Annotated in this window: 22 protein-coding genes; 2 read left to right on the top strand and 20 right to left on the bottom strand. The window is 41.3% G+C overall.

Going from position 1 to position 22698, the window contains the following annotated elements:
• Positions 1 to 86: 86 nt before the first annotated feature.
• The 4 genes from LV85_RS15320 to LV85_RS21975 form a co-directional block, all read right to left on the bottom strand.
• Entirely contained in the window at positions 87 to 1532 is a 1446-nt protein-coding gene (locus LV85_RS15320; RefSeq protein ID WP_111320985.1) for a TrkH family potassium uptake protein, read from the bottom strand.
• 3 nt (positions 1533 to 1535) lie between these two features.
• The gene (trkA, locus tag LV85_RS15325) at positions 1536 to 2882 is read right to left on the bottom strand and encodes a Trk system potassium transporter TrkA (RefSeq protein ID WP_111320987.1); all 1347 of its coding nucleotides are present in this window, start codon (positions 2880 to 2882) and stop codon (positions 1536 to 1538) included.
• A 444-nt stretch (positions 2883 to 3326) separates the two neighbouring features.
• Positions 3327 to 4571 (bottom strand): DNA recombination protein RmuC, encoded by a 1245-nt coding sequence (locus tag LV85_RS15330; protein ID WP_111320989.1) that lies wholly within the window; start codon positions 4569 to 4571, stop codon positions 3327 to 3329.
• A 10-nt stretch (positions 4572 to 4581) separates the two neighbouring features.
• Positions 4582 to 4815 (bottom strand): alpha/beta fold hydrolase, encoded by a 234-nt coding sequence (locus LV85_RS21975; RefSeq protein WP_146260486.1) that lies wholly within the window; start codon positions 4813 to 4815, stop codon positions 4582 to 4584.
• 243 nt (positions 4816 to 5058) lie between these two features.
• On the opposite strand from LV85_RS21975, the gene LV85_RS15335 reads away from it, so the two are divergent.
• Positions 5059 to 6288 carry an Nramp family divalent metal transporter gene (locus LV85_RS15335; RefSeq protein WP_245942330.1) on the top strand — a complete coding sequence of 410 codons (1230 nt, stop codon included), beginning with the start codon at positions 5059 to 5061 and terminating at the stop codon, positions 6286 to 6288.
• 105 nt (positions 6289 to 6393) lie between these two features.
• Here the strand turns inward: LV85_RS15335 and LV85_RS15340 are convergent, their stop codons facing one another.
• Positions 6394 to 7518 carry a pyridoxal phosphate-dependent aminotransferase gene (locus LV85_RS15340; protein ID WP_111320993.1) on the bottom strand — a complete coding sequence of 375 codons (1125 nt, stop codon included), beginning with the start codon at positions 7516 to 7518 and terminating at the stop codon, positions 6394 to 6396.
• A 197-nt stretch (positions 7519 to 7715) separates the two neighbouring features.
• Between LV85_RS15340 and LV85_RS15345 the strand changes: the two genes are divergently transcribed.
• Positions 7716 to 8507, top strand: coding sequence for a hypothetical protein (locus LV85_RS15345; RefSeq protein WP_170125628.1), 792 nt, complete (start codon positions 7716 to 7718; stop codon positions 8505 to 8507).
• A 104-nt stretch (positions 8508 to 8611) separates the two neighbouring features.
• Here the strand turns inward: LV85_RS15345 and LV85_RS15350 are convergent, their stop codons facing one another.
• From LV85_RS15350 to LV85_RS15420, 15 genes are all read right to left on the bottom strand, one after another.
• Positions 8612 to 9793, bottom strand: coding sequence for an MFS transporter (locus LV85_RS15350; RefSeq protein WP_211318419.1), 1182 nt, complete (start codon positions 9791 to 9793; stop codon positions 8612 to 8614).
• Positions 9790 to 10809 carry an L-glyceraldehyde 3-phosphate reductase gene (gene mgrA, locus LV85_RS15355; protein WP_111320997.1) on the bottom strand — a complete coding sequence of 340 codons (1020 nt, stop codon included), beginning with the start codon at positions 10807 to 10809 and terminating at the stop codon, positions 9790 to 9792. Before mgrA ends, LV85_RS15350 begins: the two co-directional genes overlap by 4 nt.
• Positions 10810 to 10831: 22 nt before the next feature.
• Positions 10832 to 12166 (bottom strand): YfcC family protein, encoded by a 1335-nt coding sequence (locus tag LV85_RS15360; RefSeq protein ID WP_111320999.1) that lies wholly within the window; start codon positions 12164 to 12166, stop codon positions 10832 to 10834.
• 14 nt (positions 12167 to 12180) lie between these two features.
• Positions 12181 to 13305, bottom strand: a complete 1125-nt coding sequence (locus tag LV85_RS15365; protein ID WP_111321001.1) for a serine hydrolase domain-containing protein — start codon at positions 13303 to 13305, stop codon at positions 12181 to 12183.
• 103 nt (positions 13306 to 13408) lie between these two features.
• Positions 13409 to 14341 (bottom strand): DUF5996 family protein, encoded by a 933-nt coding sequence (locus tag LV85_RS15370; protein WP_111321003.1) that lies wholly within the window; start codon positions 14339 to 14341, stop codon positions 13409 to 13411.
• Between the two features lie 55 nt (positions 14342 to 14396).
• On the bottom strand, positions 14397 to 15089 hold the full coding sequence (locus tag LV85_RS15375) for an SIR2 family NAD-dependent protein deacylase (protein WP_111321005.1): 693 nt from the start codon (positions 15087 to 15089) through the stop codon (positions 14397 to 14399).
• A 150-nt stretch (positions 15090 to 15239) separates the two neighbouring features.
• Positions 15240 to 15899: a tRNA (guanosine(46)-N7)-methyltransferase TrmB gene (gene trmB / locus LV85_RS15380; RefSeq protein ID WP_111321007.1), complete on the bottom strand. Its 660-nt coding sequence runs from the start codon at positions 15897 to 15899 to the stop codon at positions 15240 to 15242.
• The gene (locus LV85_RS22335; RefSeq protein ID WP_111321009.1) at positions 15900 to 17321 is read right to left on the bottom strand and encodes a bifunctional folylpolyglutamate synthase/dihydrofolate synthase; all 1422 of its coding nucleotides are present in this window, start codon (positions 17319 to 17321) and stop codon (positions 15900 to 15902) included.
• A 58-nt stretch (positions 17322 to 17379) separates the two neighbouring features.
• Positions 17380 to 17805, bottom strand: a complete 426-nt coding sequence (locus LV85_RS15390; protein WP_111321011.1) for a putative toxin-antitoxin system toxin component, PIN family — start codon at positions 17803 to 17805, stop codon at positions 17380 to 17382.
• Positions 17792 to 18007 (bottom strand): hypothetical protein, encoded by a 216-nt coding sequence (locus LV85_RS15395; RefSeq protein WP_111321013.1) that lies wholly within the window; start codon positions 18005 to 18007, stop codon positions 17792 to 17794. The genes LV85_RS15390 and LV85_RS15395 overlap by 14 nt, the downstream gene beginning before the upstream one ends.
• Positions 18008 to 18085: 78 nt before the next feature.
• Positions 18086 to 19042 (bottom strand): energy transducer TonB, encoded by a 957-nt coding sequence (locus LV85_RS15400; RefSeq protein WP_111321045.1) that lies wholly within the window; start codon positions 19040 to 19042, stop codon positions 18086 to 18088.
• 4 nt (positions 19043 to 19046) lie between these two features.
• Complete coding sequence (locus LV85_RS15405; RefSeq protein WP_111321015.1) at positions 19047 to 19436, bottom strand: ExbD/TolR family protein; 390 nt, start codon at positions 19434 to 19436, stop codon at positions 19047 to 19049.
• A gap of 1 nt (position 19437) precedes the next feature.
• Positions 19438 to 20127, bottom strand: a complete 690-nt coding sequence (locus LV85_RS15410) for a MotA/TolQ/ExbB proton channel family protein (protein ID WP_111321017.1) — start codon at positions 20125 to 20127, stop codon at positions 19438 to 19440.
• A gap of 1 nt (position 20128) precedes the next feature.
• A complete protein-coding gene (locus LV85_RS15415) occupies positions 20129 to 20911 on the bottom strand; it encodes a hypothetical protein (protein ID WP_111321019.1) in 783 nt (260 codons plus the stop codon).
• A gap of 68 nt (positions 20912 to 20979) precedes the next feature.
• Positions 20980 to 22698: a TonB-dependent receptor gene (locus LV85_RS15420; protein WP_111321021.1), complete on the bottom strand. Its 1719-nt coding sequence runs from the start codon at positions 22696 to 22698 to the stop codon at positions 20980 to 20982.

Below are 22698 nucleotides of genomic sequence, written 5' to 3' on the forward strand. Positions count from 1 at the left end.
TTGCTCTGCAATTCCGTTCACAAATTTTTTAAGTTTTCTATAGGGACAATAGCCGTAAGGATCGAAACCTGGTTTATATATACAAGTTAATTCGCTCTCCAGAAGAATGGAGTAAATAGAATTAGAATAGTAAAGAGCTCCAATCTACCTAATAACATGATCACAGAAAGGAATATTTTGGCTGCAGGAGAGAAGAAAGCAAAATTGTCAACCGGACCAACAGCTCCTATCCCTGGACCAACATTCGCTAGCGAAGTAGCAACTGCTCCTAATGAAGTAGCCAAATCATAGCCCATCAGCGAAAGAGTCAAAGCGCCCAGCACGAACGTTAGCAAGTAAATCAGCAAGAAATTCATGATATGCGTGATGATCCTACCAGTAACACGATCTCCATTGATCATCAGTGGAACAATCGCCCTTGGGTGTACAAGACGCTTGAACTCCAACCATGAGTTTTTGATAAAGGTAAGATGCCTCACAAACTTGATCCCACCAGCCGTAGATCCTGCACAACCACCCAAAAACAGTAACATAAAGCAGATGAATGTAAATCCTTGACTGTACTGTGTGTAATCATCCGTCACAAAACCCGTCGTGGTCACAATGGATACTACTTGAAAAAGTGATTTTCTAAATGCCAATTCAGGATTAACTCCCAAAGAAGCAATAGGAAAATAAAGCACTACAGCAATACCTAAAAGAGAGAGTCCATAAATCTTGAATTCATCACTTTTGAGTACTCTTTTGAATTTACCCATTAGGCCAAAATAGATAACTGTAAAGTTGGTCCCTGCCAAAAACATAAATACGATCGCCACATATTGGATAAATGCAGAATCATAATACGCCATGCTGGCATTCTTAGTCGAGAATCCACCTGTAGCCAGGGTAGTCAGCGCATGATTGATTGCGTCAAAGAAAGTCATACCACCTATCCAATATAGCGACATTGCCAAAACGGTCAGTCCCACATAGACATACCATAGTCTTTTGGCTGTTTCAGAAATTCTAGGGTGTACTTTATCAGAAGTTGGCCCGGGAGATTCTGCTACAAACAATTCAATCCCACCTATTCCTAATAGTGGAAAGATAGCTACCGTCAGCACTATTATCCCTAATCCTCCTATCCACTGCGTCATGCTCCTCCAAAACAGCAAGCCTTTTGGCATCGCCTCTATATCAGTCAATATTGATGCTCCCGTGGTAGTAAGTCCAGACATAGTCTCGAAAAGCGCATCCTCGAAACTGACTATCTCGTGGCTTAGGATATATGGAAGCATTCCAAAACCAGCCATAAAAACCCAGCTCAGTGCAACTATCAAATAGCCTTCACGCTTCCTGATGTTCTGATCTTGCTTAGAAAAAGAGAAAAATAAAGTCATCCCGATGATCATCGTGATCAAAGCCGAACTCAAAATCGGCCAGGGATCCTCTTCAAAATAGACTGAAAAAATAACGCCAGGAAGCATCAGAAGGGCAATTAGCACCAAGAGTGCGCCCATGATCTTGCCTATTTCTTTGAAATGAATCATGCCTTAATGAAACAGTTTGTCGAGTGCGCTCTTTGCCTCGGGCAGTGCCAAGACAATAGCTTTATCATTCAAATCAAGCTGAAAATCTCCATCTGGAATAAACACTTTTTCTCCTCGTATCACTCCCGCCACTATAGCAGAATCAGGAAAGTGAAGCTCTTTCAATGGGTTTTTCACCAATCTGTTATTCTTACAAACTGAATACTGAATAAACTCTGCATCCACTCCATAAATACCCGAAACAGCATCTACAGTGCCTTTTTTCAGGAATCTGGAAATCTCGTTTGCCGCAACCAGCTTTTTATTAATCAGTGAATCCACCCCAATACTGTGAGAAATATGAATATACTCTCGGGTATCTACGTGTGCAATGGTCTTATATACGCCGTGATTCTTGGCTGTCAAACTCGCAATAATATTCGTCTCGGAAGACTCTGTCAAAGCAAGGAATGCATCCATCTGCTCCAAACCTTCTTCAATGAGCAACTCTACATTTTTGTAATCTCCATTGATTACCAAAGAACTCTTGAGATTTTCCGCAAGCCATTTACATCGCTCTTTGTCTTTATTGATCAGCGTCACACGGAAGTGATCTTCTAGACGGAGCGCAGTGGTCAATGCCATGTCATCCCCACCAATAATCATCACATTCTTGATCGTGTGTTTTACCTGACCTAGAACTTCCATAATGGTCTGGGTATTTTTCTTATTGGAGATGAAAAATACGTGATCATTATTTCGGATAATCGTGCTGCCTCGAGGTATGATTGTTTTTTGATCACGAAGAACCGCAATGATTCTAATATCCTCAAAAATCGGGTTGGACTTGGTGTCCATGATACGTTGATTTACCAAAGGATTACTTTGATCCAGCGTGATACCTACAATATTCAGTTTTCCTCCTTCAAAGTCAAAAACCTCGGTAAAGCTGGAATTCTCAATCATATTGAAAATCTCCCGACTACAAAGCATCGTAGGCGAGATCAAATTATCAATACCTAGATTTTGAAAATAGGATTTATTCTCCTCATCCATGTAGGAGTGATTTCTCACTCTCGCCATCACGCGCTTAGCGCCCAATTGCTTGGCCAATACAGCCGTAACAATATTAGTTTTCTCAGAGGTAGTCACAGCCAGCACCATACTCGCTCTGTTGACATTGGCTCGCTTGAGGACCTCAAATGAAGTCGCATCTCCTTGTACCGTCAACACATCGAGTTTGGAAGCGACATAGTCCAGCACTTCTCGGTCTGTATCGATCAGCGTGATATCCTTATTATCGAAACTTAATTGCTCAGCGAGGTGGTAACCCATGTCTCCAGCGCCAGCAATCACAATATTCATCCCCATAGAGGTAGTCCGGTGATTTTTGAATTGGCAAAAATAAGAGCTTTCTAAATGGTAATCAGATATTAAGCCATTTCTTTTCCGCCCTTATAAGCTAAGGTAAGAAAGCTAAAATCGAATAATTCAGTTTAAGGAGAAATTTTACAGCTTGTAACTAACCATGGAAGCCAATGAATTTCATGAATAAAACACTCTTAATTACAATTACCTCTAATGAGCTCAGCCTTGGATTCTGTTTCACAAACTAGATTGAAATGTGATTGAAGGCACCCAAATTTGCTATAAAACACAAGCAACGCTGAGAAAAATAAGCATCAGTGACTTTTACATCACACTTGTCACCTTATACTTCCTACCTCTCACATCTTACTTTTCACCTCTTACCTCCCACTTCACACCAATACAAAGACTGAAAACTGCGACCGGCACTTCCTCGGCTGACACCTCCTACTCATCTAGCAACTTTGAACTCTCTGCTTCAGGCAATTCTTGGATATCTTTTAGCTTCCTTTGGATCACCCTGGTCCTAGCGCCAACCAGCTTATCTAATTCGGAATTTGCCTCTGAAAGCTTCTTCTGGGTCTTTTCGATCAGCTCTCCAAACTTCCCAAACTCAGTCTTGATTGCTCCCAGTACCTGCCAAACCTCAGAACTTCTCTTTTGAATCGCCAGAGTTCGGAAACCCATTTGCAGACTATTAAGAATAGCTGAAAGCGTTGTTGGTCCAGTGACAAGAACTTTATAGTCCTGTTGGATTTGTTGCGAAAGTCCGGGCTCGCGGAGGATTTCCGCATAGAGGCTTTCTACAGGGAGAAAAAGTATGGCGAAATCAGTGGTATAAGGTGCATTGATATACTTACTCTGAATATCCTGAGCAGCTTTTTTCACTGCTTTGAAAAGCTCATTTCTATTCGCTTCTATCTCAGGCTTTGAGGCTAATTCATAAGCATCAACTAATCTCAGGTAAGATTCCTGCGGAAATTTAGAATCAATCGGAAGTAAAACTGGCTCAGTTTGACCCGGCATTTTCACAGCAAACTCCACTCGCTCACGATTCCCCTTTCCTACTGATGCATTCAGCACATATTGATCTGGAGAAAGTAAATTTTCCAAAATCGCCTGCAACTGATATTCACCAAGTACGCCGCGACTCTTCACATTGGTCAGCACCCGCTTCAAATCCCCCACTCCATTAGCAAGATTCTGCATCTCTCCCAAGCCTTTTTGCACCGCTTGAAGCTGATTACTCACCATCTCGAATGATTGTCCCAGACGAGTCTCTAGTGTCTTCTGCAACTTCTCATCAACTGTCTCACGGATTTTCTCCAATCGCAACTCAGTCGTTTTCATCAGGTCTTCCTGACGCCTATTCAGCTCAGAAAATTTCTCTCGCTGCAGAGCATTGAATTCTTGAACGTTCTGTCTAAATACCTCTCCAAAGGACTTCAAGGCTTCATTTTGGTCTTTCGAATTGGCACGAATACTATTAAACACCAATTGAAACTGATTAGTCAGATTCTCACTTGCCTCTCGCCTCGATTGCGCCAAAGCTACTTCAAGCTCCTTGCTCATCCTGGCGAGTTCGGCTTGCAATAAGTGTTTTTCTTGATCCTTGTTCTTTCGTAAGAAAAAAAGAACCAGCAAGATCACTTGGAGAATAAGTACAAGAATAATCAAATAATCAATCGGCATAAGTCATCAGTTAAGGTTCGTGAAAGTAATCCTTTCGAACTTCCACGCCTAAAAAGGAAAGATATTTAGCGACAGATGCCGTCGGTATTTCTTCCATTGGCACATGGCCAGTATCATCAAAAAACACCAATTTGGAGCCTGGAATTGCTTTTTCTAAAGCATATCCATGAGACATCGGAATAAAGAAAGTAAAAGCTTCTTTGCAAGAAACAAAGTTCTTTGCCCTCTCCCATAATCCGCACATGGACCTTGACTCCATCTAATTCAATAAAGTGTCATTGTGAAGCCCCGTACATTACTTCGATTTCCTCAGGCTAAATATCACTTCAATAAAGCAACAGCAAAAAGAACAATAACAGGAATTCCTTTTAGAATTGGTTTGATTCAAACCATAAAATCGGCTTTTTTGAGTTTGTAATAAATTCAGCAAGAAGAAGAGAAACAGTTTAAAAAATTACACTCTCAAGTTCGACCTAAAACACAAGCCTTGAATCTTACATCTGTTTTCAAAAACATGGGACCTGGCCCAATCATCGCAGCAGCCTTCATTGGTCCTGGGACGGTGACGGTTTGCACACTTGCTGGTGTCAACTTTGGTTTCTCCTTGCTCTGGGCATTAGCTTTGTCCGTGGTTTCCACCGTGATTCTTCAGGAGATTTCGGGAAGATTGGGACTGATTACAGGCAAGGATTTGAGCCAACTGATCCGTAGTCAAAAAGGAAATCCAGCATTTCGATATTTTTCGATGGGATTGGTTTTGGTAGCTATTGGACTGGGAAATGCGGCCTACGAATCGGGAAATATCTCTGGGACTAACTTGGGGTTGCAGGTATTTTGGGAGGCCCCAAGCATCCAACTTTCAGGCATGGAGATTCAATCAGGCAATCTGATCTTGGGAATTCTAGCCTTCCTACTGCTTTGGCTAGGCAATTATAAGGCCTTGGAGCGAGTACTGTTGGGCTTAGTGATTTTTATGTCCATCGCCTTTGCAGGTACAGCCATTCTCACCAAGCCTGATTGGTCAGCCGTCTTTGCAGGTTTTATCCCAAGTTGGAACGATGCTAATCTCCCAACCCTAGTTGCTTTGATCGGAACAACGGTCGTTCCATACAATCTTTTCCTCTATGCTAGCTTAGCCAAAAACCGCTGGTCAAGATCGACAGACATTCCTTGGATGCGGCGAGATATTGTCATTTCTATAGTCTTAGGAGGAATCGTATCCATGGCAATAGTACTCGTAGGGGCGGCGAATGTCAGCACTGAGATCAACAATGCCATTGACGTTTCCAAAGGGCTGGAAGGTGTTTTTGGAAGTTTTGCCAAGTACCTGATGGGATTTGGATTGATGGCGGCAGGCCTTACTTCTAGCATCACTGCGCCACTCGCAGCTGGATTGGTCATCTGTGGAATTATGGGATGGAGTCAGGACATACGCTCTAAGCCTATGCGTCTAGCCATGGGGCTCATTGTATTGCTTGGATTGATTTTCGCATCCTTGGGGATCAAACCTGTTCAACTGATCACCTTAGCGCAATTGGCCAACGGAATTCTTCTTCCACTGATCTCTGGCTGGATTATTTGGATTGCTTCACAAAAAGAAATTCTAGGCGACTTCCGCAATAAACCTGGACATACGATCATCGCTGGGATCATCTGGCTGGTGACCTTGGACTTGGGCTTGAAAAGTATATTGGCTGTGTTGGGGATTAGTTTCTAGGTTTTGCTCACAGTGGCACGGCGATAAGGCTTCTGATTTTTCTCCTCTGACAATCCCCTTATAACAACTAGTACCTCTTCGTCTTATCTCCGTAAACTTCCAATATCAACCTAACACTTCTTGAATTGCTTTATTGTAAAGTTCCACCTCCTCAATCGTACCCGTAGAAATCCTACACCAATCATTCAAGGGCTCAAAAGGCCTACCTACAATAAAGCCTTTATCTAGCATGGTCTTGTTCAATTCTTTGATGTCTCTGCCCGAATGGAAAAAGATAAAATTAGTATGAGAATCTAAATAAGGTAAATTCAAATCGTCAAGCGTCTTGGTCAGCATTGACTTCGCTTCCTTCGTTTTTTGGAGTGAAAACTGATAGAATTCATCATCCAAAAGAGCAGCTTTACTAGCTTCTATCGCCATAATATTGGTATTGGCAACAACTCGATCTGAAAGCAGTTTGGCAAGTTCTGGCTTGGCTATCAAATACCCCATTCTGATTCCTGCCAATCCATACACTTTAGAGAAAGTACGGGAAACTACCACATCGTAACCTTGCTTTACTAATTCCACCATAGATGGGTAATTGGGCTCGGTGATGTAGTCATAATAGGCCTCATCGGAAAAAACAACGGCCTGCTTGCTCACCGTTTTACAAAAATCTACAACCTGGTTTGCCGGAAGTAATTTACCCGTAGGGTTATTGGGATTACAGAGAAAAACCATTTTGGTTTTATAGGAAACACGCTTCTCAATTTCCTGCAGATCGAAATCCAGATCTTTATTAAGTGGAACCCAATTGACACCCGTCCCCCAAAGTTCGGCGTAGCTCATCATCGAAAGGAAGGTAGGCGAGCAAGAGATGATTTCCCCACCACCACCGAAGGTAATCCCGGCTATCTTCAAGCCTTCTGTAGAGCCTGCTACCAACACGATGTGATCTTCGGGAACTCCCTCTTTCTCGGCAATCATTTTCACCAAGTCTGCATTGTAGCCCCAAGGATAACGACAGCCTTTATCAAAGCCATTGACCATTGCCTCTCGCATGGATTCAGATGGCCCATAGGGATTTTCATTGGATCCTAAGCGAATGGGACCTTCGATTGGACGAGGGTTAAATTTTCTAATCTCCTCAGCGGAGAGTGTACTGATTATTCCCGTAGTACCCAAAGCAGCTAATCCAGTTCCTAAGGAAGCTTTTTTTAGCCATGACCTTCTTGAAATTCCTGACATGATTTTACCTTTTATTTGTTAAAATACTAATGTTTGACCACAGATGTTAATATATCTTCATTTTTAATGTAATTTTTTGATTAGATCATATTTGGTAAAACTAAACTATTGTAAAATTATCTACCATAATTAGGATAAGAATCGAAATATTTAATTAAATTATACCAAAGCGAAATTAACCCTAAACCCTTATATTCATGAAAAAGCTATTACTTTTCTTAGTCTGTGGGATGCTTTGGGTAAGTAGTCTCAAGGCTCAACAAACGCAGTACATGGTATTCGAATTTGTCAAGGTTGAAAACGATCAACTTTTTGATTATATCGAGTTTAAAGATTTGATGGAAAAAGTATACAGGCAGGCGCTAAACGATAAGCGAATCAAAGGCTGGGACTTCTGGTCTCTGCAATCTGGAGGCGACCATGCGGATTTCCAATACATCATGGTTACCTATTACAATGATCCAGTTCAAATGATGAATGGGCTCGATGAGCAATCCATGATAGAGTACACCAAAATCGCCTATCCGCACCTGAACAGTATTCAAGTAGGCAAACTATTCCAAGAGTCACTTTCTATGAGAGACATGCCGATGAGGCTATATATGAAGGAAATATCTGAGACCAATGACAGCTTTCAGATGAAGCCAGGTGTATTAGCATCCTTTGATCTGATGAAGGCCCGAGAAGGTAATTTTGAAGCTTATGAGGAGGCAGAAACACAAACATTCAAGCCAATACATCAGCGATTCGTTGATCAAGGATTGATGGGGCATTGGAGCTTATTGAGAACAGCACTACCGCTAGGCTCAGAAGCCAAATCTACACATCTGACCATGAATGTCTACAAGGATTATATGCAGTTTTTCAACGCACAATCCTATGAGGATATGAATCAAACCGAAGCACAGCGAGAAGCTGTCAATGAGGGGCTAAACTCTAGAGATCAAAAATGGGTTTACCTAGCAACATTAGAAAACGTAGTTCGATAGTCCGGTAGTAACATACGTGGAGAGGCTTTGAGAGAAGCCTCTTTTTTTGTTTATACTCTCTGGGAATAAAAATCAATTTTCGATGCTCAGGAAATTATTGAGTTTTAAATAACCTCCCGCCGATCATATAACTTAAAGAGCATCAAGCCGATCGCTGGCCCAATGAAGAGCAGCGCCAAGACCTGATCAATCTGCAACCATTTCAATAGAAACTGAGCAAGCTGAATACTAACAATAGATATCGCAAAGCCCATGGAATTAACTAATGTCAGGGCTGTTCCACGATATTCGGCTGGGACACTTTGTGCGACAAGCGTAGAAAACTGAGGTGAATCTGCAGTGATCAAAATCCCCCAGACCAATAACAACGCGATCCAGATCCATGTCGGTAAGCCCCCAACAAAGAGTACCAGAACACAGCAAATCCCTGAGCCTGCCAGTGCAAATTGCGCGACTCCTTTACTACCAATCCGCTCGGCAATACTACCTCCTACTGCACATGAAAGACCTCCTATCGCTATTACTAAAAATGAGAGCATACTATCCTCGGGAAGAAGGCTCCCCTTTCCTTTCAAAAACACAATCAACATAGGCACAAAAGCCCAAAAGGTGTATAGCTCCCACATGTGACCAAAGTATCCAGAAGCAGCACTTTTCAGCGCTTTGATCTTGGAAAGCCTAGGCAAAAGGCTTAGGTCAAATTTGGAATTGATTTTATGAAATGGACCATCTGGAACAAAAAAGCCAACGATCACCCCTCCTAGCAAGGCTAAACCTGAGGTACACCAAAGCACCAGTTTCCATGATAAATTTAAATCCAAGCCCTTTAACAAGTGCGGAAAAGCTGTACCCAGAACCAGAGCTCCTACCAGAAAACCTAAAGCAGCTCCCAGTCCTTTCTGGAAGTAATCTGCAGCAAGCTTCATTCCCACGGGGTAAATACCTGCCAAGAAAAACCCTACCATAAATCTACAGGCAAGGACGGTAGCAAGCTGTAGCGGTAGAATTACTGTTAACAGATTGAAACAAGCTGCCAGAATCGAACTGAAAAAGAAAACATTTGAAGGCGAATAGCGATCAGGAATAGAAAAAATGGCAAAAATTAGGGTGCCTAGAATAAAGCCAAATTGTACCACCGAGGTGATACTTGCCATAATCCCTGGAAGTTCCAGGATTTGACTGATTTCAGGGGCTACAGCATTTCCAGCAAACCAAAGCGAAGTACCCAAAAATTGAGCAATGACGATCAAAATCAGGGCACTTCGAGATGTTAGTTGGGATTTCAAGCGCCTAAGATTCCTCTGATAGTTTTCACTTCCTCAGCACTGAAAACAGAATTCTTCACCGCAGCGACATTATCATCCAATTGCTCTGGTTTGGAAACTCCCACCAACACAGAAGTGATTCGCTGATCCTTCAACAGCCAAGCTATCGCCATTTGTGCAAGCGTCTGCCCTCTTCCGATTGCAATGTCATTGAGCTTAGATATCATATTGATCTTTTCCTCAGAAATCTGCTCAGCTTTCAAGTACCTACCATCCTTCGCTGCACGTGAATCTGCTGGAATTCCTTTCAGATATTTATCAGTAAGTAGGCCTTGTTCCAATGGAGAAAATGCAATACTTCCCACCCCTTTCTTTCCTAGCAAATCCATCAAGCCATTCTCAACCCATCGGTCAATCATGGAATAACGCGGCTGATGTATCAAAAGTGGTGTCCCTAAACTTTCCAAAATCGCATTAGCCTTGGCCGTCTCTTCCACAGAATATTGAGAAACACCTACATAAAGTGCTTTCCCTTGACGTACTAAAAGGTCTAATGCTCCCATGGTCTCCTCAAGTGGTGTATCTGGATCTGGTCTGTGATGGTAGAAAATATCTACATAGTCCAAGCCCATTCGTTTCAAGCTTTGGTCACAGCTCGCTACCAAATATTTTTTGGAACCATTATTCCCATACGGGCCAGGCCACATATCCCAACCAGCCTTGGAGGAAATAATCAACTCATCTCGTAGATTTGAGAAGTCTTTATTCAGCATTCTGCCAAAATTCTCTTCAGCAGAACCAAAAGGAGGACCATAATTATTAGCTAAATCAAAGTGACAAATTCCTAAATCAAAGGCTCTACGGAGGATAGAACGACCTAGGGTAAAATCTGCATTATGACCGAAATTATGCCAGAGTCCAAGGCTAATTTCTGGTAATATTAATCCGCTATGTCCGCATCTGCGGTACTTCATCTGATGATAGCGATCAGCAGCTGGCTGATAAGGCAAAAGTGGAGAGTGATCGTTGATGTCCATTATCTTAGGTTTGAGAGTTCTATTAAACAAACCAAATTAGAGCGATTAAAACTGAAATCAAACCTAATCCCATAAGAAGTAACCAACTTTTCCATATGTAACTGATCCAATGATTATACTTGATTCCAGCTGCAGCCAATACCGCCATCATGCCACCATTTGTCGGAGTAAGTATATCCATCAATCCTGCCGGATACTGATAGGTCAATACGGCGATTTGCCTAGAAACCCCTAACAGATCCATCAAAGGCACGGCAAGCGGAGTAGTCAAAACTGCATGACCTGAAGTACTTGGCACTGGAATATGAATGATGGCTTGACTCAGATACAAACCAACCGCAGCCAGTTGTACAGGCATGTATTGAAGTGGCTCGAAAATCCCCTGAATCATAGGGTCTATTATAGCTGTATCCTGCAAAATCAAATACACAGAGCGAGCTAACCCAACGATCACACCAGCAAATATCATTTCACTGAAACCTGCTGTATAAGCTCTTGCTGTGCCATTTAAACCCAATTTCCCTATTAGCCCACAACTAATTCCTATTACAAAAAATAAAGCACTCATTTCATTATATCCCCAGTCTTGATAAATTATCCCCCAAGCCATAACACCAATCCCACCAAAAGTCAGAAATAGTATCAATGCATTCTGAATCGAAATCTTCACAGGCTTCATTACAACGGTTTCTGAAATAGCAGTTTTCAGTTTACCATACTTAATATGATAACTGCACCAAACCAATATCGCTGCAATCAAAAATACACCCCTAAAAGCAAATCCCTCCTCAAAATCCAATTCTGCTATAGTCTGAGAAAGCAAAGAGCCGAATGGATTGAATGGTGAAAAACTGGCACCTACAAGCGCAGAACCCAGAGCTAAGGCCACAATGGACCGTATATCATAATTGATTTTCCTAGCTAAAATTACCAAAACCGGTGCAAGCGCTATGATTTCCTCCTGCATTGCCATGGTACTTCCACAAAAAGCAAAAACAAAACCGATGAGATAAAGCAGCAAATATTGCCGACTTCTAAACTTATATATTAAGGCTTCAATCCCGATATGAAGTGCTCCTGTCTTTTCCACTACATAAAAAGCACCACCAAGCAGCAAAATCAAAACAACGATATCAGCTCCGAGTATAAAACCTTCAGGAATGGCAAGGATTATCTCATAAATACTCGCATTCTGATCTTCTACAGTATGAAAACTTCCAGGAACTATTACTTCTCGTCCAGTCTCAAGATCCAATACTCTGTCATAACTTCCCGACTGAATAAAATAACTCGACAGGCCAGCCAGCAAAATAAAACCTAAGAGAATAATGATGGGATGCGGAAAGGATAGTTTCATTTAAAAATCACCGTTTACTTTGAGATATAGGAAATAATTTGTCTGGCTATTTCAATTCTGAAATCATCCTTATCTCGGGAATTTGAAAATAGAAAAATACCAGTATCAGCTTCTTTGGAGTAAAACAATAGACTTGCATAACCTGCCTGCCCTCCAAAATGACCAATCCATTCAGATCCATTAATTTGAGTTTTCTGGAATCCTACCGGCACCTTAGTGCCCTCAATGCTGAGCCATTCAAGTGCTTGTCTATAAGCTCCTCTCTCAGCTCTCAGCAAATGGATTAAAGCAGAACTCATATCTTTTGTCGTACTGACCAAACCAGCAGAAGGCGAAGGAAGTGTTGGGAATTTAATCCGTTTTGGGACTATTCTTTTCCACAAGAAAGTCCTCTGATATCCAGTTATACCTTCTTCAATACTAGGCCATTCTGACACAAATCCGGATCCCTCCATCCCAGAAGGATCTAGCACAGAATTTTGAAGATGTGTATGAAACTCAAGGTTCTCAGACCGGCTGAGCAAAAAGCCCAATAAATCATAGTTGGAATCCGCGTAATTGTAGCTCGTTGAATCACTGTGATAAGTAGCCGTATTTTCTAAAAAGGCTGTTCCCCATTCATCCAAACTTTGAGATCTCGAAGAGAAAGAAAAAATCATTTCTGAGAAAGTCTTATCACGTAGGCCAGATTGATGTGATAAAAGGTCTTGAAAGCGGACCTTGGCCAAAGAAGTTGAATTAATCTTCTCCCCTAATCCAAGTGCGGAAACAGGGTCATTTACCTGAATTCCTTTAGCCTGTAAAGCTTCTGCCAGCCCAATAGCAGTGAACAGTTTAGAAACCGAGGCAACAATAATTTCACTTTCTACAGTGAGCGAATCCTTAGTTTCTAGATTACTATAACCAAAAGCATTCAAATAGTAGAGCTTGTCATTCCTTACAATCGCGACAGATATACCAGGTAACAGGTAGTTTGACATGGCATGAGTTACTATCGAATCAATGCCTTCGGCTTCCGAGGTCACCTCAGTAGTGGGAATAATGCGAACCTTAGGAAAACTATACCACCATTCCCAAGCAATAAATAGCGCAACCCAGAAAACCAAAACAGCCGATATGATTTTGATTTTCTTGTTCATAATAGAAACAACTTTTAGTCAAAGAGAACTTGGTATTTACTTTCAACCCATCCTGAAAAGGAAAGTTGATCATCAAGAAATAGAACAGTCCTAGACTATGCTATTATTTATCCAGATGTGAGAAATCACAATCCAGATTTTTGCGATCCCATTTCCCAGATTTGGCAGCGGCTTCATAGCTACTTTGCAAAAAGCTTAAAAGCGTTTCGCTTGGAGCAGAAGACTTTCGTACCTCTTCGTAGCTCAGCATAAACTCGCCCATGTCTTTATTCCAGTAAGCTTTTTCAGGAGAAATTTTTGCCTTTTGAAAATCCGGATAATTTGGATAGCAATAGGTATAAAATATCGGAGTTTTGAAATCCTCAGATCCTGGCCAAAAACCCACGCTAAACACCTCATGAGAGTAGGCTTCCTGCATTACAGCCATGGGAATATTGGGAACTTGTCCTGTGAATTCTGGAGCTTTCTTCCCTGAAAATCGTGTATATGCCAGATCAAAAGAACCCCAAAAAAAGTGAATTGGGCTGCTTTTACCCGTAAACTTCGTTTTGAAAACAGAAAACACATTCTGAACCTGAACCAATGCCTTCCATAAGCTTTGGGCAGCATTTGCCTGGTACATTATGCGTTTTTTATTCTTTGGAAAAGGAATAGGATTGGGTATTTCATTAGGAGTTTCATGAATTTTGACTTCAATTCCTAAAAACCTAAGTTTTTCCATCAACTGCTCATAGAAACTAGCAACAGTTTGCCCTCCCAGTGCAAATCGATCTCGGGTTCCATTGCTAGTTTTTATTCTTAGTTCGTGATGTATAAAATCAAATTTGATTTCAAACACACCATTTTCATAGGGAATCAAACCGGTAGTCAGACCTTGCACATCTACGTACAGCGAAACATGCCAGGAGTGGTTTTGCCAGAGCGATTTCTTAAGTCGCACCTTGCCTACAATCTGAGTCCATTGGTGCAAGAGATAAATGGTGTCTTTATTCTCTTCAAATTGAAATACTGGCCAAGAATTCTTTTTGGGTGCCATAAATAAAAGTTTAGACTTCAATTTATAGGTTTTCCGTCCTGAACAAAAATTAAATCTAAGTCTTTAGCATTTTTTCAAGAGTCTTTACCCCTGAAGTTGCATTTTCGAGGATATAAATAACATTTTTACTTAAACCAACTGATGGATTTATCGGATCAATCAAATAAATCTGACTTAACGCAGGAACATAATTAACTAAACCAGCGGCAGGGTAAACTTGCAATGAGGTCCCAATCACTACGAAAATATCTGCAGATCCAGCAATTTGGATAGCTTCATCCATTTTTGGGACTTGCTCTCCAAACCACACGATGTACGGGCGCAACTGACTTCCCTTCTCACATAAATCACCTTCCTTGATTTCCCAGTGATCCAAGTCATAAACCAAACTCGGATCTAAGGAACTCTGAGCCTTCGATAGTTCCCCGTGAAGATGAATCACCTTAGAGGATCCAGCTCTTTCATGCAAATCATCTACATTTTGAGTGATAATGGAGACATTAAAATCCTGTTCCATTTCTGCTAAAATCGTATGGGCTTGATTTGGCCGACAGCTTAGTAGTTGTTTTCTCCGCTGATTGTAAAAATCCTGAACTAATGCACGATTCCGTCTCCAGCCTTCGGGCGAAGCCACTTCCATCACATCATGACCTTCCCAAAGCCCATCCGAATCTCTAAAAGTTTTGATGCCGCTTTCCGCAGAGATACCAGCACCGCTGAGTACAACCAAATGCTTCTTTTTGCTCATGATCTTATTTTTTGCCCGCAGATTTACGCTGATAAAAATCACAGATTGTCGGAGATTTTGAAATATGGAGCAGATGAATCAAACCGAATCCTCAGCGAAAATCTGCGTCATTTATCTGCGCTAATCTGCGGGAACTAAATCCGGGGAATCTCAAATAAACCTACACTTGAGATACTTGATCTTCTCTCCCTTATCAGAAAACATCTTTTCGTAGCGAGTCTGTATCCCAAAATGATCGTCCTTCCATTCAGATTGATAGAAATCATGCGTGAAACCAATCACTTCTATATCTTCTCTACTTTGGAAAAGTTCGAGGGAATAATTGAATAAGTCTGTGTTGTCAGTTTTGAAATGTAAATATCCATCCTTCTTCAGCATAGGCTTATACATATCCAAAAAGCGCGGAGAAGTCAATCGACGTTTTTCATCCCCATCTCTAGGAAATGGATCTGGAAAAGTGATCCAAAGCTCAGAAATTTCATCTGCCGCAAAGTACTTTTCCAATAGCTCGATCTGAGTTCTAAGAAAGGCTACATTATGAATCCCCTCTGCAGTCGCAGTGGAGCTACCTTTCCAGATTCTGCTGCCTTTGATATCTACTCCAATGAAGTTCTGATTGGGGAAATTACGAGCCAAGCCCACTGTGAATTCTCCTCTACCGCAGGCTAACTCTACGACGATAGGATTGGGATTTTGGAACTGTGCTTCATTCCAGTTTCCTTTGATCGTTTCAAAAATTGGCTTGCCAGCCTGGATTACATTTGGATTCTCGTCGTTCTCTTGGAAGCGAACCAGTTTTTTTCTACTCATCTAAAGCTCTTCGATTTCTGCAACCACAAAAGTACTCCCTCCCACAAAAATCAAGTCATCTTCCGCTGCATTTTTTCTTGCAAATGCTAAAGCTTCATTTATATCTTGAATTATTTCGCCTTTCAATCCTACAGAAGCGGCTTTTTCAGCCATCTGAGCAGCAGGCAAAGCTCTAGGAAGATTCGCTTCGCAAAAGACATAGGTTGCGGAACTAGGAAGCATTGACAGCACTTTAGAGATATCCTTGTCCTGAACCATTCCCAGCACAAGCCAAAGCTTGGCAAAAGAGTATGTTTCTAATTGCGCAAGGATCTCTCGAAATCCAGCTTCATTATGCCCTGTATCACAAATCACCGTTGGGTTAGATGACAGCGTTTGCCATCTACCTTTCAGACCAGTTAATTCAGTTACATTTTGCAAGCCTTTCAAAACCGCCTCATTCGGTAAATCCCAGCCCAGTTTCCTCATCTGAGTAATAGACTCCAAAATTCCAGGGAGATTATATTTCTGATAATTCCCGTTCAGCCCAAAAGTCAAATCAAAGGTCTTCCCTTCCCCCTCCGTGGTCTGTGTCTTCACAGACCACTCAAATTCCTTACTATTTACAACGACAGCCGTCTCAGCCTGTGTCTCCACAGACTCCTCAGCCGCCTCGGTCTGTGTCCTCCCAGACCGAAATACTGCCTCCCTAGTCGCAATCTGGTATCTGGCCTTCCCATCCTCCTCAGAGACTTTTTCAGCCTTCCAGTTTTGATCGGCAAAAGTGATTGAGGCATTCATCTCCTTAGCCTTTTTGATAAAAATATCTTTAGTCTCCTCATGAGTTTCACTGATCACCACAGGCACATTTGCTTTGATAATCCCAGCTTTTTCTCCTGCGATCAAAGGAAGCGTATCCCCGAGAAATTGCACATGATCAAAACCAATATTCGTAATCAAAGAAAGCTCAGGCCTGATAATATTCGTGCTATCGAAATTACCTCCCATTCCTACTTCTATGATAGCGATATCAACTTCCGACTGTGCAAAATGCCAGAATGCCATCCCAACCGTCATCTCAAAGAAACTAGGCTTCAGTTCATCAAGAAAGTTTTTGTGTTCTGAAACGAACTGCACAACCAGCTCAGGGCTGATTTCCTGCCCATTTATCCTGATTCGTTCGGTGAAAGACTTAAGATGCGGTGAGGTGTAAAGCCCGGTCTTATAACCGGCAGATTGAAATATAGCAGCCAAACTATGAGAAGAACTTCCTTTCCCATTGGTACCAGCTACATGAATAGATTTGAATTTGTGTTCTGGATTTCCGAGATGATCACAGAGCAAAATTGTGCTTCGAAGATCCTTACGAAAAGCGGATGCCCCCACTCGCTGGAACATGGGAAGGGAATTAAATAAATAATCCAGCGTCTCCTGGTAATTCATTGACAATTTCAATTTATACAATTGTGAGAATCCTTAATAAGCTTTCATGGAACGAAGATCATGCTTCATTTAGTTTTTCAAAAAAATCAGAAATCTTTAATATTTCCGTCAAACCTGATTTTTCAACTACAAGTAAATCATTGTCACCAGTCACTAAATAATCTGCCCTTCCATCTTTAGCTAACTCAAGCAGAAAATCATCATTTGGGTCTCTACATATAGTGATCCTACTCGAAACATCAATCAATTCAATAAAAGGATCGAAAGCATCTAGCATTTGATCAAGTGAATCTTCTCCAAAGTATTTACTGAGCTTTGGTTTTCTGATAGTTTTCTGAATCTCGTCAATCAATTGCTTACTAAACAAAAGCCTAACTTCTTGGGATAGTAAAAGTGATTCGAGCTGATTGAGGCGATTCGAGATAATAAAGCTTATCCATAGGTTTGTATCAATTACAATCCGTATTTCTCTATTTCTCCTCATCTCTAGCAGACCTTACTTCATCTACCATTTTGGCCAATTCCTCTAAAGAAGGAGCAGAATCTGAATTCTTCCTCATACTCTTTAAATAAGTCTGCATTTTACTTGCGGGCTCGTCACTTATTTTAATAAGGTTCAAATCTTCCATTCCTCTAATCAATTTTAGAGCTTTGGGATTTAGAATTTCAATTTTGAGAGCCTCCATAGGGTAGATGGGAAAATGATCTAATCAAATTTAACGAAAGCGAATGACAAATTGATACTGAGACGAACTCCAATCGAATCAATCAACCTTTACGACAAAGGTGATTTTCCCAGTAGAAAATTCAGCAGCCGCGCCACCTTGCTTCTTAAATGATATCTGATTGACTACCTGACGGTAATAGGCCAATACATCATTGGAAACATTGTATTCCAAAGGAACGGCTTGAACCACTCGACCTAGATCATCGATGGTGATTTTAAAAACAATTTTACCGTTTCGTGTAGATACTCTATCGTTGATATTTGGTCGCTGAGCAAAGTCCCAACCTGCAAGATCAAGGCTATATCCATCACCAGAATTAGCTCCTTTTCCAGAACCAACTCCCATAAGCGCTCTCCCTTCAATAGTCCCTTTTGGATCGCCTTCATCGCCTTTTTCATTTGAGGTTCCCTGGGCTCCACCGGAAGCTGGTTTGGTTCCTTTCCCTGAAGTACCTCCTGCACCAAAGATTGCTCTTTGATCAATTTTTGGTTTTTCAGGGGCTTTTTGAACCGTTTCTTTCTCCTCCGCCTTGGCTGGAGTTTCGACTGGCTTAGCCACTTCTTTTTTTACAGGCTCTGGCTTTTTGGTCTGCTCTGTCGCCTTTTCCTCACCTCTAATCGGGGAAGGTTTGGCTGTCACAGCCTTATTAACAGATGGTTTTGGTTGCGCTGCTGGCTTAGCTGTCTCCGTCTTAGGACTTGGGGCTGGTGTGGCAGGCTTCGTTACTTCAGGAGCTATTTCTCCAGGTGCTGCTGCTTCCACTACTGGTGTTGGAATCTCTGACGGTGCTACAGGACTATTTTTTTCGCCCGAACCTGTTGGTGTGAAACCAAGGTTTAGCTCCAAGCCGAAAGTAGGCAAAGGCGGAATTGGCTGCTTCCAAACCACAATAAAATAGAGCGCAATCAAAAGCAACACGTTAAAGATAATGGTGATTATCCACGATTTTTTCTTGCTTTCGTTCTCTATTTTCTCTGCATTCCAATATTCCATTTCATTAGAATGGTTTTGTTGCGATTGAAACATTTGCTTCCAATCCTGCTGCTATCCCTCCGATCTCCACTAAGTACTCTACAGGAACATCTTTGTCGATATGCAACACGACCTGACCTTTCTTATTCTCAAGTAAAGAAGTCAATTCAGCCTTGATTTGTTCCCTTGGGACTATCTTGTCGTTGACAGAATACTTGAGATCCTTTGTAATAGTAACGCTTACTTCCTGCATTACGATGTCCGAAGTCTCGCTAGAAGGTAAATTTACTGGCAATCCTGAAGGTGTGATGAAGGAAGAAGTAAGCATAAAGAAAATCAACAACAGAAAAATAATATCTGTCATCGATGACATACTGAATGCTGGATCTACTTTATTTTTAGCCTGAAGTCCCATATTAGTTATCTTGAAGCAAGTCAATAAACTCTATCGAAGAATATTCCATGTTGTGAACAAGCTTCGACACCTTCGATACAAGAAAATTATAGCCTAAGTAAGCTACAATACCTACCACCAAACCTGCGGCTGTGGTGATCATCGCTTCATAAATCCCCTCGGAAAGCAATTTTGGGGACACCATGCCTTCTTCCTGTGCTATCGCTATAAATGCCTGTATCATACCTGCAACAGTTCCTAAGAAACCAATCATAGGTGCCGCGCCAGATACAGTTGCCAGAAGATTCAAATTCTTCTCCAATTTATAAATCTCAATTTTTCCGACGTTCTCGATAGCAACTTCTATATTTTTCAAAGGAGAACCTATACGCTCAATTCCTTTGGCAATCATATTAGCTACCGGAGTTTGCTCTCCAGCACAAAGGATTTTAGCCTTTTCTGTCTGCCCACTTTGCACCAATACTTTCACCTGATCCATCAAATGCGATGAAGTTTTGGAAGCTTTGTTGAGTGTAATCAGTCGCTCTACAAAAATGAATATCGCCAAAATGAACAATAAGTAAAGCGGAATCATCATGTATCCGCCTTTGATTAAAAGATCAAGAAGGCCAATGTTTTGTTTGGTGGCGCCCATGGCCAAGTTTTCTGCTGCAGAAAGAGAATCTGTAGAGAGCGTCTGAAGTAAAATCATATTAATATTTCAAAATCCATAAATCTTCTGTGTACTGGTCTTTGACACGAGCAAGCTCTTCATTGATGGCAGTCCAGCCTCTTGAAGTCCCAATAGCCAAACGATAGTTTGTTACATCTTCGTATGGCATAATCAGGTAAACTGTCTCCGCTCTATCCTTATATTGCTCAGCTTCCTGCAAAGCCATAGCTTCATTAGGAAGACTTCCTACTACAATATAGAATTGAGGCCGAGCAGGTTTTTCTGTTACTCTAACCAAAGTTCCAGACACCTTAGACGCAATAGTTGTACCAGTTTGGACTGATTCGGCGACAGGTGGAACAGAACTTATAGAATCCGGAATATTTTCTTGATTATCAGATGTTTGTAATTCTTCACTTGGGGTAGAATTGATGGCTACGGCATCATTTTCTTGGCTTGCCAAACCTTCTATCGATTCAGAAACGAGCTCAGTCGAATCTTGACTTGGCGCGACAGACTTATTCATTTGCCAAATAATCACTAGCACTACCGCTAAAGCTATGACAGCAGCAATCCAAACCCATGAATTATTGGATTTTTTCTCCTCAACTTTGTACTCAGATCTAGAGACTTTCTCAGTCTCCACCTGCTTAGGTTTGACAGCCTGAATCGTCTTCTTTTTGATATCGGCCACATTGATTGGTTCAGCCTTTAGCTCCTCTTTTTTAGAGCTTTCGGCTTGCGCCAAAGGAACAACTTCTACATATGGAAGCCCATAATCCTTAGGATCAGTCCAGTGCTTATTATCTGTGCTTTTAGCCATTGCTTTCGGGGAATAGTACGAAACTAAATGAATTGAGCCTAAACCCCAACCCAAAGTCTCAAACAATCTTAGAATTTAAAGGAAGCTCCACCAATAAACTGAATCCCTCTTACTGGATAATTCAGCCAACGCATGTTTTTACCATTTAGGATATTATTTCCCACAGCAAAAACGGATATGCGATCCGTAATCCCATAATCGGCCTTCAATTGCAAATCAGCGATGGTTTTCAATTTAACCACCTCATACGGACCAGAGTATCCCACTACATCGCTCAAATCTTGCCCTCTCGCTTTTAAGCCACCCATCAAATTCAAATTCGCCTGAACGATTAATCGCTCAATTGGTGTAATCTGATTGTTTACTCTCAATTCCCAGACAGGTCTATTCCAAGCTTCTGCTTGTGTGCTTAGATCGTATTGATACAAATCCAATCTACTGTTGAGTGTGTACATATCAGAGAATTTATATCCCAGTTCTGCATTGATATTGAATACAGTCGTCTTCTCATCATAAACCATACTAAATCTAGCTGAATCTGATGTCACAAGATTTGAAGTATAGTTGTTTACAAAGAAGTAAAGTTGATTGTATCGACTCATGTTGACAGCGCCACGATAGCTAAATGCACCATTAAACTGACCTATTATCCCAGCTTCAACTTTGTAATTCTGAATCGTATTAAGCAATTGGTCACTTGGTCCCAAATAAGGGTTTTCGTTCACAAAACTGTAATAGGTATTTCGCTGTACATCCCCTGAGAATTCAGCAAAAAAGCCAAATTCCTCAGCAAACTGATAATTTGCTTTTAGGACTGGGAACACATGAAAATCACTTGATTTATTTGCTATAGAATCATTTTCAGAAACAAGATTCACTCCTGCAGTGAAATTGAATGCATCGTACTTGTACGAAACTGTAGGACGAATCGCAAAATATGTTCTCTTCAATGAATAAGTCAGATCTTCAGGATTTGTAGAAAAATAAGATAGACCAACTCTACCTGCCCAATCTTCTGAAGGCCTGAAAGTCCCACTTCCCTCTACTCCTATTTGATTCTCTTTGACTAAATAGCTATCATTGAAGCTTCTAAAACTCACTTGACCCTCATAGGAAAAAGGGCCTACTTTCTCCAACTCCCGAATCCCTGCTTTCACTTCTATGGCATGTAGTACATTACCACTGAATCCGGTAAAGTCTCCATTTTCATCTATAGCATAATTCGGATCGAGTCCATAGAACTGATAACTATCCTGATTCCATTTGATACCTCCGAAAACCTCAAAAAGATCCGTATAGTAACTTCCGTCAAATCCCAAATTAGTGTGTGCTTCCTTTGATTCCTCTGCCAGAACAGGTCCTTTTCCAAAACTCTGATGATTCAACTGCAATGAATAATTGAAGTCTGCAATTTCAGTACCCATGTATCTAGCTTCCAGAAGCGGAGAGGCGAAATTACCATAGCCCGCTCTGATATAACCTGGGTAAAGATCCAGACGCTCTGGCGAGTAGACTTTCTGAGATGGTTCAGCTTTCAGATCCAATGGCTTTAGATTCAGAGGATAGCTGCTTACCAAATATCTATATTCATTCAAACCTGTTGGCTTAGGCAGCACAGGTAGTTTCTCGTACATTCTTGGCTGCACCGGTACAGTGAGCACGCGGTCTTTTCGGATCACAAATTCCTGATCGGTTACAGCTCCCCTTTGCTGGGTTTGAGCCATAGCCCATCCGGATGTCAAACCGATAATTCCTGTCAAAAGGATAGTTTTCGCTAGCTTTTTCAT

The sequence above is a fragment of the Algoriphagus chordae genome (assembly GCF_003254055.1).
GTDB classification, from domain to species: Bacteria; Bacteroidota; Bacteroidia; order Cytophagales; family Cyclobacteriaceae; genus Algoriphagus; species Algoriphagus chordae.